Genomic DNA, 15,666 nt, shown 5'->3' with positions numbered 1-15,666 from the left:
ATGTAACGCTAATAATATATTTAATATCAATTGGTTATTTGGCTTGTTTGGGACTAAATCTAATATGGTTACTGATTGGTTAAAGGGGTTCTGACCGCGCACCCTGTAAACATTCAGCGACTACATGTATGTAAGAATGAACGTTAACTCACCTTTGAGCACATGAGAGGCAAGTATGGCAATGACCCTAACCCGTGGACGGATTTTTGCATTGGCCGCAATGGTGCTAACGGCATCAACCGGTATATCACAGGCCGCAGATACTGTCCGAGTTGGCTCAAAAATTGATACTGAAGGCTCATTACTGGGCAATATTATTGTGCAGGTACTGGATGCTAACGGGATAAAAACCACCAATAAATCACAGTTGGGCACCACCAAAGTAGTGCGCGGTGCTATCACTGCGGGTGAAATTGATATCTACCCTGAATATACCGGTAACGGGGCTTTTTTCTTCTCGGATGAAAAAGATCCTGCCTGGAAAAATGCGAAAGCAGGCTATGAAAAAGTCAAAGCGTTAGATTACGAGAAGAACAAACTGGTGTGGCTCTCACCGGCTCCTGCAAACAATACATGGACCATTGCGGTACGTCAGGATTTAGCCCAAGCGAATAACTTGAAAACGCTAGAGGATTTGGGCAAATGGATTAATGCCGGTGGGAAATTCAAATTAGCGGCCTCCGCCGAATTTATTGAACGGCCAGATGCGTTGCCCGCTTTCCAGCAAGCCTATGGCTTTAAATTGAATCAAGACCAATTGTTATCATTAGCCGGTGGCGACACTGCGGTGACGATTAAAGCTGCGGCAGAACAGACATCTGGTGTTAATGCTGCGATGGCGTATGGCACTGATGGCCCGGTTGCCGCATTAGGCTTACAAACACTGGAAGACACTAAGGGTGTGCAACCTATTTATGCGCCGACACCGATTATTCGTGAAGCTACACTGAAAGCACATCCAACGATACCTGCTTTGCTTAATCCTGTATTTGCCACCCTTGATGGGCCGACGTTACAACAACTGAATGCCCGTATTGCGGTTGAAGGCCAGGATGCGAAGAAAGTAGCTGCTAATTATCTGAAAGAGAAAGGGTTTATCAAAGGATAACTTCGAGTGTCAGGGATGGCGCTGTAGTTATCTGATTTATAACGTGATTAAATAAACAGGTCAGCCGCTATTACGGTAAAAGTTACCTGTCATGGAGATGGATTTTTATGGCTGTAAAGAACCGGGTCCTGCTAGTACTGGCTATTTTATTGGTCTTATCCGGTACCGGTTTGTCTTTTGTGAGCCATGCACCTAACCGATTGATTTCCGGGCAGGGGATCTCGTTGCTATCGCTAATCAGCGGATCAGGCTGGTGGTGGTTAATTCCTATCTTGATCCTGCTTACCTTTGCATTTTTGAAACAAAATATTCTGCTGTATTGGCTAACGGTGTTACTTGCCGAGTTGCTGTTATTGGGGTTGTTGTTGTTGGCTGGCAAGACCGCCGTACAGCTTGCCGGCGGTGGCGAGAGTCTGGCTCGCACCTCTCTGGGCTGCGGGTTCTGGCTGATGAGTGGGATGAGTCTATTGATTGCCATCGATAGCTTATCTCGTGCCATTGTTAACCCTGTGTGGCGTAGTGCGGCTAATGTTTTACTGCTTCTGCCAGTGGTGATATTGCTCATGATGGGGCAATTGGATCAACTGTCTCTAATGAAGGAGTATGTTAATCGGCAAGATGTGTTTAATGATGCGCTGTGGCAACATCTTCATATTTTACTCGCAACATTGATACCCGCTATTCTGCTGGGTATCCCTCTCGGCTTATTTTGTTTTCGATCTCATCATTTTCAAAGCACTATCTTTTCGACATTGAATATTATCCAAACCATCCCATCTATAGCCTTGTTCGGTCTGCTAATTGCGCCTTTAGCGGGGCTGGCTGCGGCTATCCCCTGGTTGGCAGAGCATGGTGTTAGTGGGATTGGTCTGGCTCCGGCTATTGTGGCACTGGTGCTTTATGCATTGTTGCCATTAGTGCGCAATGTGGTGGCTGGGCTAGAGTCAGTACCTGACAGTGTTGTCGAGTCGGCTCGAGGTATGGGGATGACCCGCAGCCAGTTGTTCTTTCTGGTGCAAATACCCATTGCAATGCCCCTTATTTTATCCGGTATCCGCATTGTTGCGGTGCAAACCGTGGGGCTGGCTGTTGTGGCTGCATTGATTGGCGCAGGCGGGTTGGGGGCGATTGTGTTCCAAGGTTTGCTTAGCAGTGCACTGGACCTCGTGCTGCTTGGTGTTATCCCCGTGATAGTGATGGCGGTCGTGGTTGATTCACTGTTTAAATTTATGGTTATTTTTATGGATACTTCACGTCGATGATTCATTTCCATCAGGTAAGTAAATATTTTGCCGGTAAACGGGCGGTAGATAATCTGACGTTGCAGATAGCCAAGGGGGAGTTTACCGTACTCATTGGTACCTCTGGTTCCGGTAAGTCGACCACTCTAAAAATGATTAACCGCCTTATTGAACATGATGAGGGGGAGATCCATTTTGCCGGTGAAGAAATTCGTAATTATAAACCTGAAGATATCCGGCGGCGGATGGGGTATGCCATCCAATCAATAGGTTTATTTCCGCACTGGACGGTGGCGCGCAATATTGCCACTGTGCCACAGTTGTTGAAATGGCCCCAGGACCGTATTCGCCAACGCGTCATCGAACTACTCGAGCTACTGCATCTGGAACCAGAACAATTTCTCCACCGCTATCCTCATCAATTGTCTGGTGGGCAGCAACAACGTGTCGGTGTGGCTCGTGCCTTGGCGGCTGATCCTGAAGTCTTGCTGATGGATGAGCCCTTTGGGGCATTAGACCCGGTGACGCGCTCGGCACTCCAGTTTGAAATTACCCGTATTCATCAATTATCGGGCCGGACTATCGTGCTGGTGACTCATGATATTGATGAAGCGTTGAGTTTAGCTGATCGCATAGTCCTGATGGATGAAGGCCGAGTCATTCAGCAGGGAACGCCTCTTGAAATGCTAACTCAACCCGCCAATGATTTTGTCCGTGATTTCTTTGGTCGCAGTGATCTCGGCATTAAGCTGTTATCTCTGGGATGGGCTGAGCAACGAATCAGGCGTGGTGAAACGTTAATAGGGCAACCGATTCTCGGTACCACCAGCCTGCGCGAGGCGCTTTCCCTGTTCGTTTCCCGCCAGACCGATAAACTGCCGGTGGCTGATGAAAATGGGCAATCACTGGGTGTACTTTATTTTGCTGATTTGGTGGCAGATAAGGGGAGCGTGTGAAACCTAATACGGCTCATACCCGCGACACGATACCAACTCGTGATAAAACAGCTATAACGTTTTCATGGGCAGTAGCCTACGTATCACGTTGGCTAAGAGATCCTCTTTGTTGGGCGCTGCTGTTATTGACTGGATTAGTCTTTGGTATGACGTCTTTGCACGGTTTCTTTGCTGCGTTATTTCCTGATCTCGATCGGCCTGTCTACCTGCAAGATACATTCTGGTCACTGGTAGTGGCTCATGTCTTATTGGTGCTGGTTTCCAGTATTATTGCTGTTTTGATAGGTGTGAGTGCAGGTATTGCTGTGACACGCCCCAAAGGGAAAGAGTTTCGCTCAGTCGTGGAAACCGTTGTTGCTATGGGGCAGACTTTTCCACCTGTAGCTGTGCTGGCTATTGCCGTACCGGTGATGGGGTTTAGTGAGAAACCCGCGATTATCGCTTTGGTGCTTTATGGTTTATTGCCGATTTTACAAGGAACTATCACTGGCATCGAGTCTGTCTCCCGTGGCATTCATGAGGTGGCAGAAGGGGTGGGAATGAGTGCCAGACAGATTTTGTGGCAGGTTGAATTGCCTCTGGCAGCACCTGTTATCGTTGCGGGTATACGAACTTCGGTCATTATCAATATAGGTACTGCCGCTATAGCATCAACCGTTGGGACGAAAACCTTGGGTTCTCCAATCATTATTGGGCTTAGCGGTTTTAATACGGCTTACGTTATTCAGGGGGCGGTAGTGGTCGCACTATTGGCTATTATTACAGATATGATTTTTGCTCGTTGGGCCAGGCGGCTGTCACGTTGGCGGGAATTACAATCTCTACCAATAGCCAGGCACGATTAATATTTTGGCTGTTTAGTGCTCTGATTAGTAACAGGTGCCTATGTTAATTTCGCTGCCTATGTATGGTGTCGATCCGCAGGATGTTTTGCCTTTTTGGCAGTTATTATCGCAACAACTGCGCCGGTATGGTGCTATAGGGATAGATGACGTTATAGGAATAGGTGGTGTTGCAGGGATAAGTGATCAACTCGTCTGGCCTACTGATTTACTGCAACATTGGCGTGATCCTGATTTGCTGTTGAGCCAAACCTGCGGTTTTCCTCTGATGATGTTATTGCAACAGCAGGTGCAATTGATTGGCGTATTTAGCTATCAATCACCTTATTGCTCGGGGGAATATTACCGTAGTTTGGTTGTGGTCCGTGCTGATGAAAAGGGCCAACAATTGGCAGATTTTCGCCATAGAGTAGTTGCCTACAACAGTACGGATTCTCAGTCTGGATACAATGCACTACGTGCTTTAATTACCCCACTGGCGATCAATGGGCGTTTTTTTTCCCACAGTTTGGCCTCTGGCGGGCATTACCATTCGATCTCGATGATCCAACAGCGACAGGCCGATATTGCCGCAATAGATTGTGTCAGTTTTGCGCTATTACAACGAGCCAATCCCTCAGCCGTTGCCGGTTTAAAAATAATAGCGCAAACCGACGCGGCTCCTGGTCTGCCCCTTATCACGTCATTATCAACGTCGGCACAACAACTTACCCAGATCCGCCAGGCTATTACGGCTACCGTTAATTCTCCTGAAGCCGCGTCTGCCAAAGATAGGTTATTGATAAAATCATTTAGTGTTTTACCGATTTCGGCTTATGACGTAATTAAAAAGATGCAAGAAAAAGCGTTCTCCGCAGGAGTAATAACACTTTGATAAGAAGTGTTATTGGTGTGAGTAAACAAGCCAATCTCCTGCTGAAGCAATCGCTGAGATAAATACTTTACTGTTTAGCACACGAGGCAGTCATTGCCCCGTGTATGGCTCAATAGAAAAACTAAGCGATATCAATTACAACAAGCCGCCACCTTCAACATCAATCACGCTACCGGTCATAAAACTGTTTTCCAGTAATAGTACAAAGGCACTGGCAATATCGACCGGTTGGCCAACTCGGCCGACAGGTAGTGAGGCGGCCATTTTTGTAAACATAGCCTGTCGCTGCTCATTACTCATACTATTATAAGCTTCAGTCGCGGTTACACCGGGGCTGACTACATTGACACGGCGTGGAGCCAGCTCTTTGGCTAACTGCTTCCCGACTGCTTCCAATGCAGCATTAATAGTTGTTTTGATGAACTGGCCGCTGACGAACTTACGTGATAACAACCCTGACGTCAGGGTTATCGACCCCTGTTCGTGCAGATAAGGTAACGCAGATTGTATCGCTCGCAGTGCTCCCCACAGTTTTACATCAAAATTTGCCTGAGCCTCGCGTAACGAGGTGTCAGCCAAAGCGTGTGCTTGCACCACTGGCCCGGCGGTAATAACCAAGTGATCAAAGGCTCCGACCTGTGCAAACAGCCGCTTGAGTGATTCCTCATCAGTCATATCAGCCGATAAGCGCAACATAGCACTATCATGATCGACCGATTGCGAGCCTGCCGAACGGCGCGAAACCAAGACCACTTTGGCACCCCGACTGATGGCAGCATAAGCCACGGCTGCGCCAATACCACTGTTGCCCCCAAGAATAACCAACTTTTGCTGATTGAGTGGAGAACTGAATTGATGCTGAGATAACATTGTGATGTCCATAATGAGTCCTGTACTTGAATAAGGGTTTCACTCTTCATCTATAGTCATCTATTGAAAGTTGGCGAACAATCGACTAAAAAGACAATCACCTGTAAAGGAAATTTACTAATGATCTCATTTAGCGATTTGGATGTATTTGTTCGAACTGTTGACTGCGGTAGTTTGTCTGAGGCTGCCCGTCGGCTCAATATCACGCCCGCAGCAGCCAGTATTGCGGTTAAACGCCTGGAGTCGCAATTGGGCGTGCGGTTGTTGGCCCGATCAACCCGCAGTTTGCGCCTAACGGAAGAAGGGGCCAGCTATCTCGACAGTGCACGCATTGCATTAGGGGCATTGATTGAAGGAGAGCAGGCCATTCAACGAAAAATAACGGGCTTATCCGGGGTATTACAGCTTTCCGCCCCTTCAGATTTTGGCCGCAATTTATTAGTTGATTGGCTAAATGATTTCAAACGACAACATCCGCATATTCAATTGCATTTGTTACTCAACGATCGCCATGCCGATCTCTTTCGCGAACCGGTAGATATTGCTTTACGTTTCGGCGTGCCTACCGATTCCAGTCTGGTGGCATTGCCCGTTCTAACGCAACATCGGCGTATGTTATGTGCCAGTCCCGCCTATCTTGCTCGCTATGGTGTACCGCAAACACCAGCTCAATTGGCCGCCCATCATTCGGTGTTATATCAGCGCAATGGTCACCTTTATAACCAATGGCGGCTAATGCGGCAGGGAGAAGAACAAGAGGTGACGATGTCTGGTGAATATGTCAGTGATGACGGTGAGATAGCGCGACGTTGGGCGCTGGCAGGGCTGGGTATTGCCAATAAGGCTGCTATCGATGTAGTCGATGATATCCGAGCAGGGCGTTTGGTTCAGGTATTACCAGGCTGGCTGGGAGAAGCCTTACCCTTAAATCTATTGTGCCCCCACCGCTCGCAGGTGTCAGAGCGGGTCAGGGGTTTACAGACTTTTTTGCAACAACGATGCCGCGATTGGATGGGCGCTTACGGTGATTCCTGACCATTGTTGGATAAGCCAGCAGGGCCAATATCAGACAGTGGGGAGGATTCGCTCGTTTCAGTTTCATGTGGGGTGGTTGAACGGGTATAGATGTTCAACCCGGCGAGAAAAACGCCGCCTAATGAACTCAGTGCCATTATCGCAATCAGGATAATGAGTGCTTTTCTTAGCATAATTTTTTCACTTTTCATCGAAACAGAGGGAATTATAATCTGCTCACTGAATGAAACAACCATGTTACATGGTTGATGCATTTATATTCTGAATAAAATAAATACGTCGGTCGTTGGAGCTTAACGCGGCTTAAACAGAAATTTCCCCAGTGTGACCAATATCACCGCAGAAACAATCACGGCTAATGCACACCATTCCGTCGTTGATAAGCTTTCACCTGCAAAACCAATGCCGAGCAACACCGCGACAACTGGGTTCACATAGGCATAACTGGTGGCTACCGCTGGGCGCACATTCTTTAGCAAGAACATATAAGCGCTAATGGCGAGCATTGAGCCGAAAACAATCAGGTAAAGTAACGAGAGAATGCCACCCATGGTTGGCATTTGTTCCAGTTCTTCACCACTTAGTGTACTGGCAAGTAACAGCACTACACCGGCAACCAGCATCTGTGCGGCACCTGACATGGCCCCACTGGGTAGCGCCAGCCGTGAAGCCCAGACCGAGCCAAATGCCCAACTGGCTGAGGCTAATAATATCAACATTGCCCCCACCGGATTACCTAATAAGTTGCTGCCAGTATTGAGCAAGATGATACCTACCAACCCGAGAGCAATCCCCGACCATTCCAGTTTTGTGTTACGCATCCCCCATAACATACTGAAACACAAAGTGAATAATGGAACAGTCGCCACCATGACGGCGGCAATCCCTGAAGGAACATGTTGGTGTTCGGCGATGGTAACCAGCCCATTACCGATAGCCAGTAATAAGATGCCTATCGCACTGGCACCCATCCATTGGCGTAATGTCGGTAGGGCATGACCACGAATGGCTAGAAAGCTGAACAGCAATACGCCAGCAATCAGGTAACGTAATCCAGCCATCATCAATGGGGGCCAGCTCTCTACCCCGATACGGATGACCAGGTAAGTCGAACCCCAAACGAAGTATAAAGTGAAAAGTGAACCAACCAGCAACCACAGATTACGGCTATTTTGCTTAAGCATAATTATTCAATAAAAAAGGGAGCGGTAAAACATCAAGGTATCAGTAAACATGAGAATGGCTGCCGTTAGCAAAGGTTTTTATCATTTTTTTACGTTTTAATTTTTCGTCTGAAATTTACGCAAAAACAGTGAGTTATTCTTGAATATAATAACTGACGAGTTAATAAACAACGGATAGTTTCAGTGTTCTCCATGAAAGCTAAGGTAGCTTCAGGCATGATGCATAAAATCCGATACTCGTGTTGCTGGTTATCTGACAAGGTGAACTATTTATGACATCACAGGCTTTGCCAACCACTAAACTGTTTGATTTTCGAATACTTAATCTGTCACAGGCATACCTTGGGTTGGTGCTGCTGTTTACTTTGCTCATAATCCCGTTTGCCGATGCCGCTCAGGGGAATACAGTCAGAGGCGACTATGCCTTTTTATCAGCCAGTGAATTGCAGCATAACCAGCAGAGTATTGCGCAAAACCAGGCATCAAAGGAGACCATACGGGCTTATCAGCAGTTGTTACAGCAGGCGGATAAAGCACTGCAACGGCCAGATCAAAGTGTTACTGACAAGAGTATTGTGCCGCCCAGTGGTTCGAAACATGATTATCTCAGTCTTAGTGCCTACTGGTGGCCTGATAGCCAAAAAAGTGATGGATTACCTTGGGTGCGCAAAGATGGGCAGATAAATCCAGCCAGTAAAAATGCGGATAGCGATGGCGTGCGATTGGCTGATTTTACCGCTCAGGTACAGGCGTTGACCTTGGCTTGGTATTTTTCTGGCCAGCAAAAATATGCCGATAAAGCGATTAGTATGATTCGAACCTGGTTTATCAACCCACAAACGCGCATGAACCCGAACCTCGATTATGCTCAAGGCGTGCCGGGTATTGCTGCGGGACGTGGAACCGGTGTTTTGGATGGGCGCTACTTTGCAACCCGTATTGTCGATTCACTGATTATGTTGCGGCAAAATACACGCTGGACGGCACAAGATGAAAAGCAGATGCAACAATGGATGACGGAATATTTACACTGGTTGCAACACAGCCCGGCAGGTAAAAAAGAGGCGGCGGCGCAGAATAACCACGGTAATTGGTACACAGTTCAGGTAGCGGGTATTGCTTGGTATTTGCAACAACCACAACGGGTTGCCGAGATGGCTGACTTATTGAAAACTAAACTGGATACTCAGCTCGCTGCGGAAGGCTCGCAACCACTGGAATTGGCACGGACCCGTTCTTTCCATTACAGTTATTTCAGTTTGCAGGCTGCGACGTTGATGGCGCAGTTGGCAGATAAAGTGCAAATCGACCTGTGGCGTTATCAAACACCTAATGGCAGTAGTTTGATTAAAGCGCTTGATTTTATGGCCCCTTATTCTGATGAGCAGACAACGTGGCCCTATCGCAGTCTTGATCACATGGGTGTGCGGTTGGTTCCACTGATGGTTCAGGCAGATAAAGCGTTAGGCGAGAATCGCTACCAGCGGTGGATCAAACAGGCCGACTTTACTGTTATTGCAGGTAAAGAGGGAGCGAAGCGCAAAGGGGCGGTAGCTGAAGCGCTGCGAGATACCTGGTTATTGGCAGTAACCACTCAGCAAAATAAATAGTGAGTTGTTAAGGTATAAATAAGAAAAAAAAGCCGGGAGTTATCCCGGCGTAATAACAGGTAATAAATTCACAATGAAGCATTCAAACAGTAAATCAATGAGGGTCATACCAATGCAAGAAGCTTAGAACTGATAAACTAAACCTAGCGCAACAACGTTGTCAGTATTCAACTTAAGTTTATTATTGTCACTCAGTTGGTTAATTTTATAATCTACATAGGTGGACATGTTTTTATTGAAGTAATAAGATGCACCGATGTCAACATATTTAACCAGGTCAGTATCACCGATCCCTTCGATATCCTTCCCTTTAGATTGAACATAAGCCAGGGATGGTTTCAACCCGAAATCAAATAAATATTGTGCCACTAACTCTACGTTTTGAGTTTTATTAGCAAAACCACTTACACTTGTTGACGCATTATTAATGGTTGCAGTGCCTGAAATAGGGGTCATATTACGGGTTTCAGCATAGGTTGCGGCTAAATAGACACCGTTGTCATCATATTTCAAACCGGTAGTCCAGGCATCAGCTTTATCGCCTTTACCAAAGTTACCGTTCTTCTGCGCCGTAGTACGGTTAGAAGAGGCATAAGCAGCAGCAACGCTCACGCCAGCACCAATTTCATAACTAGAAGACATGCCGAAGCCGTCACCATTTTGTTTGGTGGCATCTGCACGGCCGTTATTGCTATCGGTTTCGCTGCCGTTCTTACCCTGATATTGCAGAGAGAATTTCAGCCCATCAACCAGACCGAAGAAATCAGTGTTGCGATAAGTAGCCACCCCAGTAGTACGGCCAGTCATGAAGTTATCGGTTCTGGTGTAGCTGTCGTTACCGAACTCAGGCAACATATCGGTCCAGGCGGCCACATCATATAACACACCGTAGTTACGACCATAATCGATTGAACCTAATTTCCCGTAACGTAAACCCGCAAAAGCTAAACGTGTTTTATTGTCTTTTGTTTCCTGGCTTTCTGCGTAGTTAGCAGCAATGTTATATTCCCACTGGCCGTAACCGGACAGTTGGTCAGTAATTTGGGTGGCACCTTTAAAACCAAAGCGCACGTAAGATTTATCACCGTCACTTTTATTATTATCAGAAAAATAATGCAGTGCTTTGACTTTTCCGTATAAATCCAGTTTATTACCGTCTTTGTTATAAATTTCTGCTGCGTGTGACGTAGTGGCAACTAATAACGCCGGTACCAGGATTGCCAGAAGATTACGTTTCATATTTTTGCCCTGTTTCTCTTATTTAAAAAGACGCGAGTAGTAGATTTTTTTTGCTGTATTCAATATCTGTCTGAATTCGGCCAGCGCAGAATTTTTACCGCATCTGTGTGATATATTTATGACAAATCATAAATAATTGCGACATTGCGTAAATTTCATCCCATTGTCATGGGGGGCGTATCAACTATCACGGCGATGCTTTCGGGCTGACGTGAGCGTTGCGGTGTGGGACAATAGGGCAACACTCAGTTTAGATAAGATATGCATGGCGTTGTCCCCGGCAGTAAAAGAACAAATCAGTCAGTGGTATAAGGCTCTCCAGCAGCAGATCCCGGATTTCATCTCTCGGGCACCGCAGCGCCAGATGATCGCCGAAGTGGCGAAAACACTGGCCGGTGACGCTGGCCGTCATTTGGCTATTGAGGCCCCGACCGGTGTTGGCAAAACTCTGTCTTATCTGATTCCTGGCATTGCAGTCGGCCGAGCAGAAAGCAAGCCATTGGTGGTCAGTACCGCTAACGTGGCATTACAGGATCAGATTTACAGTAAAGATTTGCCGCTGTTGAAGAAAATAATTCCCGACCTTAAATTCACCGGTGCATTTGGGCGCGGGCGGTATGTGTGTCCGCGTAATCTGGCGGCTATGTGTACCGATGTTTCTGGGCAGGGGGATTTATCCCTGTTTCTCGGCGATGAATTGGCTCCCGCCAATGGTGAGGAACAAGCAACCTGTCTGGCACTGTCTAAGTTACTGAGCAGCCATGTCTGGGACGGGCTGCGCGACCATCATCAGTTGGCGCTCAGTGACAGCCTGTGGACTAAATTGAGTACTGATAAGGCAAATTGCCTTGGGCGCAACTGCCATTATTTTCGTGAGTGTCCGTTCTTTATCGCACGCAAAGAAATAGAAAGTGCTGATGTTGTGGTCGCCAACCACGCATTAGTGATGGCTGCATTGGAAACTGAATCGGTGCTACCCAATCCGAAAGAGTTACTGCTAGTGTTGGATGAAGGCCACCATTTGCCCGATGTGGCGCGCGATGCACTGGAAATTGAAGGTGAGATCACCGCGTTCTTTGCCAATATGCAGTTGGATATGATTGTGCGGCTGGTGGATCAATGCATGGTGCAATACCGGCCTAAAAATCCACCGGGTTTAGCGAATCCAGAACGTCTGAAAGACCATTGCGAGCAGTTGCGCGAGCTGATGTTGAGTGTGGAGCAACAAGTCAGTCAACTGCTTCCTACTGATGGTAATCCGGCAGTATACCGTTTTGAAATGGGTGAGTTACCGGGGAGTTTGACGGAAGATTGTGCCAAATTATTCAAGCTGACAGATGCCCTGCGCGGCTTGGTCGAATTTGTACTCAATGATTTGAGTGAGCAAACCGGTAAGCACGATATTGTGCGCCTGCATCGCGCCATCCTGCAAATGAGCCGTACATTGGGTTATCTGGAGGCCATGAGCAAACTTTGGCGGTTAGCCGCGATGGAAAAAGCCTCGAATGCGCCGATATCCAAATGGGTAACCCGTGATTACCGCGAGAATCAAACACATCTCTATTTCCACTGTGTCGGGATACGTGTCAGTGACCAACTTGATAAAATGTTATGGCGTAAAGTCCCCCATGTGATTGTGACTTCAGCGACATTACGTTCACTCAACAGCTTTGCCCGCTTGCAAGAGCTTAGTGGCCTGAGTGAGAAGGCCGGCGACCGGTTTGAAACACTGTCATCACCGTTTAATCATATTGAACAGGGGAAGTTGATCATCCCCAAAATGCGTTTCGAGCCGACTATGGCCCATGAGGCTGAACATCTGGCGGAAATGGCGCAATTTTTCCGTGCGCAGCAGGCCAGCGGGCTGCATAAAGGCATGTTGATTTTGTTCAGTAGCCATAGGGCGATGCAAACCTTTCTCAGCCATGTGACGGATCTGCGCTTGATGCTGCTGGTGCAGGGAGATCAACCCCGTTATCGGCTGGTGGAAGAGCATCGTAAGCGGGTTAATAACGGTACCGCCAGTGTATTGATTGGCCTGCAATCATTTGCAGAAGGGTTGGATTTGAAAGGTGAGTTGTTGACCCAGGTTCATATTCACAAAATCTCATTCCCGCCTATCGATAGCCCGGTGATCCTCACGGAAGGGGAGTGGCTGAAGTCGTTAAAACGTTATCCGTTTGAAGTACAAAGTTTGCCAAGTGCTTCGTTTAACCTAATCCAACAGGTTGGGCGTTTGATTCGTAGTAATCAATGCCATGGTGAAATTGTTATTTATGACCGGCGTTTATTAACTAAAGGCTATGGTTCGCGGTTGTTGGCAGCGCTACCTGTTTTCCCGATTGAGCAACCGGAGATGCCTGAAGGGGGGCCGGTATCCGTTGTCAACGTAGTGGCTAAGCCTGCGGCAAAACGAGCAAAACGGAAACGGGGAGTAAAGTAATATTTCCTCTTTTTAATTTATTATTAATACAAATTACTATTTCATCTGAAATCTTTCCCTATGTGTATAAATCCAGTGACTAAGATTATATAAGCCGCTGGTGAGCTGACTCGAACAAGTCAAGCCTGGCAGTACCTCCGGTGTAAATGGCGGATTATTGGTTAGCGGCAACGTTAACTGTTATCGACATGTTTAGCGGGCAGGGGTAAAGCAGAATGAAACAGCTAATGGCAGAGTTTATTGGCACTTTCTGGCTGGTGTTGGGCGGGTGTGGTAGCGCAGTCTTGGCTGCAATGTTCCCAGTGGCGGGTATCGGATTTTTGGGGGTGGCACTAGCCTTCGGGCTGACAGTTGTCACGATGGCATACGCACTGGGGCATATCTCTGGTGCGCATTTTAACCCAGCAGTGTCACTCGGTTTATGGGTAGGAGGGCGTTTCTCTGGCGCACAATTGGTACCCTATATTGTGGCGCAAGTACTGGGGGGGCTGGCGGGGGCGGCTGTTTTGTATTTAATCGCCAGTGGTAAAGTCGGTTTTGATGTCAGTGCCGGATTCGCCAGTAATGGTTTTGGTGTTCGTTCGCCGGGGGGCTATAGCTTACAAGCCGTGCTGGTGGCGGAAGTGGTTCTCACTATGGGGTTTGTGATGGTGATTATGGGGGTGACTGATAAGCCTTCTCCCACCGTTGCAGCGCCGCTGGCTATTGGGTTATGTCTTACGTTGATCCATTTAATCAGTATTCCAGTGGATAATACCTCGGTAAATCCTGCTCGTAGTACTGCTGTGGCAATTTTTGCCGGTGGAATTGCATTGCAACAGTTATGGGTATTCTGGCTAGCCCCATTGGTAGGCGGAGCCTTAGGTGGCGCTATTTATCGGGTACTGTTTAGTCCACCGGAAGAGTTGAACAAGCCACTGTGATTTACCTGTCACTGCTGCAAGTTGTTCCGGCAGTGGCGGGTTTCACCCGCTAGCTAACTACCATGCAGTGCCCCCTCTCTCTTGGCTGCGCAACACGAATTATTTCGGGTATCAATATCACTATTAGTGATAAAGTTTCAGCAATAAGTTACCTGATTTATGTTTAACCGTGATGGACAGGGGAAATACCGCACCATGGATTACAGCAACATTATTAAAGAAATTGGGCGCGGTAAAAATCATGCCCGCGATCTGGAAAAGCCTACCGCCTATGCGTTGTATAAAGCCATGTTGGCTGGACATGTTCCCGATCTGGAATTGGGGGGCATCCTGATAGCCTTTCGTATCAAAGGGGAGTCTGAGCAGGAGATTCTGGGGTTTTATCAGGCGATGCAAGAGCAGGTCATGTCACTGCGCGCGCCTACGGGCTATCCGTTACCAGTAGTGATCCCAAGTTACAATGGTGCGCGTAAACAAGCGAATTTAACACCGTTACTGGCATTACTCCTGTCACGTATGGGACTGCCCGTGGTGGTACACGGCGTGACCGAGGACAGCAGCCGGGTAACCAGTGCCGAGATCTTCCAACAACTGAATATCCCGTGGTCACTTAACGCCGCCGACGCCCAGCAGCGGCTTGATAGTGGGTTACCGGTATTTATCCCTGTATCAGCATTATCGGCCCAATTAGACCAGCAATTGCAGTTACGCTGGCGAATGGGGGTTAGAAACAGCAGTCACACACTGGCAAAATTGGCAACCCCGTTTATTCACGATAATGCATTGCGCCTTGCCAGTGTTTCTCACCCAGAATATATGCAAAAGGTTGGCGGTTTTTTTCAGGCGATCGGCTCACCGGCACTGCTACAGCAAGGAACTGAAGGGGAGGTTTATGCTAACCCCTCACGCTGCCCACCGATTCATTACATTAACGGGGGAGTGCAGCAAATTTTACTGGAACGTCAGCCAGAACCGGGTGAGCTGGTGTTACCCCAGTCGAAAGATGCCGCCATAACGGCACGCTGGATTGAAGGTTGTCTGGCTGGAGAGTGGCCTATTCCTGATGCTATTCAGAAGCAACTAGCATGTTGTCTGGTCGCGGTCGGGCGGGCGGATACTCCCGATCATGCGTTGTAACAGATTAAGACTATGTGAGTTTTTTGCGCGCGCGGTCACGTAAAGTAGCATCAGATAGCGGCACCCAACTAAGCTAATTTGTTCTGAGCGAGTTGTGGTTATGACATCAGATGAAGTATCCAACCGATAGGATTCACTTTTATTTTGATGGCAATACCCACCACCCGCTCTGCGGCGATTTATGCTATCTTACGCGCCAGAAAA

14 protein-coding genes are annotated in these 15,666 nt (G+C 47.7%); 10 read left to right on the top strand and 4 right to left on the bottom strand.

The features are described 5' to 3' along the window. Window positions 1-175: 175 nt before the first annotated feature. The 5 genes from osmF to EL015_RS14025 all read left to right on the top strand — a co-directional run bounded on the left by osmF (window position 176) and on the right by EL015_RS14025 (window position 5,021). Window positions 176-1,108, top strand: coding sequence for a glycine betaine ABC transporter substrate-binding protein OsmF (gene osmF, locus EL015_RS14045; protein WP_005189613.1), 933 nt, complete (start codon window positions 176-178; stop codon window positions 1,106-1,108). 107 nt (window positions 1,109-1,215) lie between these two features. Continuing rightward, window positions 1,216-2,370 carry an ABC transporter permease gene (locus tag EL015_RS14040; protein ID WP_005189615.1) on the top strand — a complete coding sequence of 385 codons (1,155 nt, stop codon included), beginning with the start codon at window positions 1,216-1,218 and terminating at the stop codon, window positions 2,368-2,370. Continuing rightward, window positions 2,367-3,305 carry an ABC transporter ATP-binding protein gene (locus EL015_RS14035; RefSeq protein WP_032907210.1) on the top strand — a complete coding sequence of 313 codons (939 nt, stop codon included), beginning with the start codon at window positions 2,367-2,369 and terminating at the stop codon, window positions 3,303-3,305. The genes EL015_RS14040 and EL015_RS14035 overlap by 4 nt, the downstream gene beginning before the upstream one ends. A 146-nt stretch (window positions 3,306-3,451) precedes the next feature. Further along, window positions 3,452-4,150: an ABC transporter permease gene (locus EL015_RS14030; RefSeq protein ID WP_032907221.1), complete on the top strand. Its 699-nt coding sequence runs from the start codon at window positions 3,452-3,454 to the stop codon at window positions 4,148-4,150. Between the two features lie 40 nt (window positions 4,151-4,190). Continuing rightward, window positions 4,191-5,021, top strand: a complete 831-nt coding sequence (locus tag EL015_RS14025; protein WP_230830714.1) for a phosphate/phosphite/phosphonate ABC transporter substrate-binding protein — start codon at window positions 4,191-4,193, stop codon at window positions 5,019-5,021. Window positions 5,022-5,156: 135 nt separating this feature from the next. On the opposite strand, the gene EL015_RS14020 is transcribed toward EL015_RS14025, so the two are convergent. Next, entirely contained in the window at window positions 5,157-5,903 is a 747-nt protein-coding gene (locus EL015_RS14020) for an SDR family oxidoreductase (protein ID WP_032907212.1), read from the bottom strand. Window positions 5,904-6,011: 108 nt separating this feature from the next. On the opposite strand from EL015_RS14020, the gene EL015_RS14015 reads away from it, so the two are divergent. After that, complete coding sequence (locus EL015_RS14015) at window positions 6,012-6,926, top strand: LysR family transcriptional regulator (protein ID WP_005189630.1); 915 nt, start codon at window positions 6,012-6,014, stop codon at window positions 6,924-6,926. Here EL015_RS14015 and EL015_RS14010 read toward each other — a convergent pair. Together EL015_RS14010 and yedA are read right to left on the bottom strand one after the other, a co-directional pair. Beyond that, complete coding sequence (locus EL015_RS14010) at window positions 6,911-7,099, bottom strand: hypothetical protein (protein ID WP_032907223.1); 189 nt, start codon at window positions 7,097-7,099, stop codon at window positions 6,911-6,913. The genes EL015_RS14015 and EL015_RS14010 overlap by 16 nt on opposite strands. Before the next feature lie 120 nt (window positions 7,100-7,219). Next, entirely contained in the window at window positions 7,220-8,110 is an 891-nt protein-coding gene (gene yedA, locus EL015_RS14005) for a drug/metabolite exporter YedA (RefSeq protein WP_005189633.1), read from the bottom strand. 272 nt (window positions 8,111-8,382) lie between these two features. Here yedA and EL015_RS14000 point away from each other — a divergent pair, with 272 nt between their 5' ends. Continuing rightward, window positions 8,383-9,720: an alginate lyase family protein gene (locus EL015_RS14000; RefSeq protein WP_005189634.1), complete on the top strand. Its 1,338-nt coding sequence runs from the start codon at window positions 8,383-8,385 to the stop codon at window positions 9,718-9,720. Window positions 9,721-9,843: 123 nt separating this feature from the next. Here EL015_RS14000 and ompF2 read toward each other — a convergent pair whose 3' ends face one another. Then, complete coding sequence (gene ompF2, locus EL015_RS13995) at window positions 9,844-10,959, bottom strand: porin OmpF2 (protein WP_005189637.1); 1,116 nt, start codon at window positions 10,957-10,959, stop codon at window positions 9,844-9,846. A 265-nt stretch (window positions 10,960-11,224) separates the two neighbouring features. Between ompF2 and dinG the strand changes: the two genes are divergently transcribed. The 3 genes from dinG (at window position 11,225) to ybiB (ending at window position 15,462) form a co-directional block, all read left to right on the top strand. After that, complete coding sequence (gene dinG / locus EL015_RS13990; RefSeq protein ID WP_005189639.1) at window positions 11,225-13,402, top strand: ATP-dependent DNA helicase DinG; 2,178 nt, start codon at window positions 11,225-11,227, stop codon at window positions 13,400-13,402. Between the two features lie 215 nt (window positions 13,403-13,617). Beyond that, complete coding sequence (gene aqpZ, locus EL015_RS13985) at window positions 13,618-14,325, top strand: aquaporin Z (RefSeq protein ID WP_005189641.1); 708 nt, start codon at window positions 13,618-13,620, stop codon at window positions 14,323-14,325. 195 nt (window positions 14,326-14,520) lie between these two features. Then, entirely contained in the window at window positions 14,521-15,462 is a 942-nt protein-coding gene (gene ybiB, locus EL015_RS13980) for a DNA-binding protein YbiB (protein ID WP_032907215.1), read from the top strand. Window positions 15,463-15,666: the final 204 nt, after the last annotated feature.

Source organism: Yersinia intermedia, assembly GCF_900635455.1.
Lineage (GTDB): Bacteria > Pseudomonadota > Gammaproteobacteria > Enterobacterales > Enterobacteriaceae > Yersinia > Yersinia intermedia.
The sequence above is the reverse complement of the archived record's forward strand: the minus strand, read 5'-3'. Positions and strand labels throughout refer to the sequence as shown.

Coding starts and splice junctions, on each gene's coding strand:
- osmF (WP_005189613.1), top strand. CDS start 176: ATGGCAATGACCCTAACCCGTGGACGGATTTTTGCATTGGCCGCAATG.
- EL015_RS14040 (WP_005189615.1), top strand. CDS start 1,216: ATGGCTGTAAAGAACCGGGTCCTGCTAGTACTGGCTATTTTATTGGTC.
- EL015_RS14035 (WP_032907210.1), top strand. CDS start 2,367: ATGATTCATTTCCATCAGGTAAGTAAATATTTTGCCGGTAAACGGGCG.
- EL015_RS14030 (WP_032907221.1), top strand. CDS start 3,452: ATGACGTCTTTGCACGGTTTCTTTGCTGCGTTATTTCCTGATCTCGAT.
- EL015_RS14025 (WP_230830714.1), top strand. CDS start 4,191: ATGTTAATTTCGCTGCCTATGTATGGTGTCGATCCGCAGGATGTTTTG.
- EL015_RS14020 (WP_032907212.1), bottom strand. CDS start 5,903: ATGGACATCACAATGTTATCTCAGCATCAATTCAGTTCTCCACTCAAT.
- EL015_RS14015 (WP_005189630.1), top strand. CDS start 6,012: ATGATCTCATTTAGCGATTTGGATGTATTTGTTCGAACTGTTGACTGC.
- EL015_RS14010 (WP_032907223.1), bottom strand. CDS start 7,099: ATGCTAAGAAAAGCACTCATTATCCTGATTGCGATAATGGCACTGAGT.
- yedA (WP_005189633.1), bottom strand. CDS start 8,110: ATGCTTAAGCAAAATAGCCGTAATCTGTGGTTGCTGGTTGGTTCACTT.
- EL015_RS14000 (WP_005189634.1), top strand. CDS start 8,383: ATGACATCACAGGCTTTGCCAACCACTAAACTGTTTGATTTTCGAATA.
- ompF2 (WP_005189637.1), bottom strand. CDS start 10,959: ATGAAACGTAATCTTCTGGCAATCCTGGTACCGGCGTTATTAGTTGCC.
- dinG (WP_005189639.1), top strand. CDS start 11,225: ATGGCGTTGTCCCCGGCAGTAAAAGAACAAATCAGTCAGTGGTATAAG.
- aqpZ (WP_005189641.1), top strand. CDS start 13,618: ATGAAACAGCTAATGGCAGAGTTTATTGGCACTTTCTGGCTGGTGTTG.
- ybiB (WP_032907215.1), top strand. CDS start 14,521: ATGGATTACAGCAACATTATTAAAGAAATTGGGCGCGGTAAAAATCAT.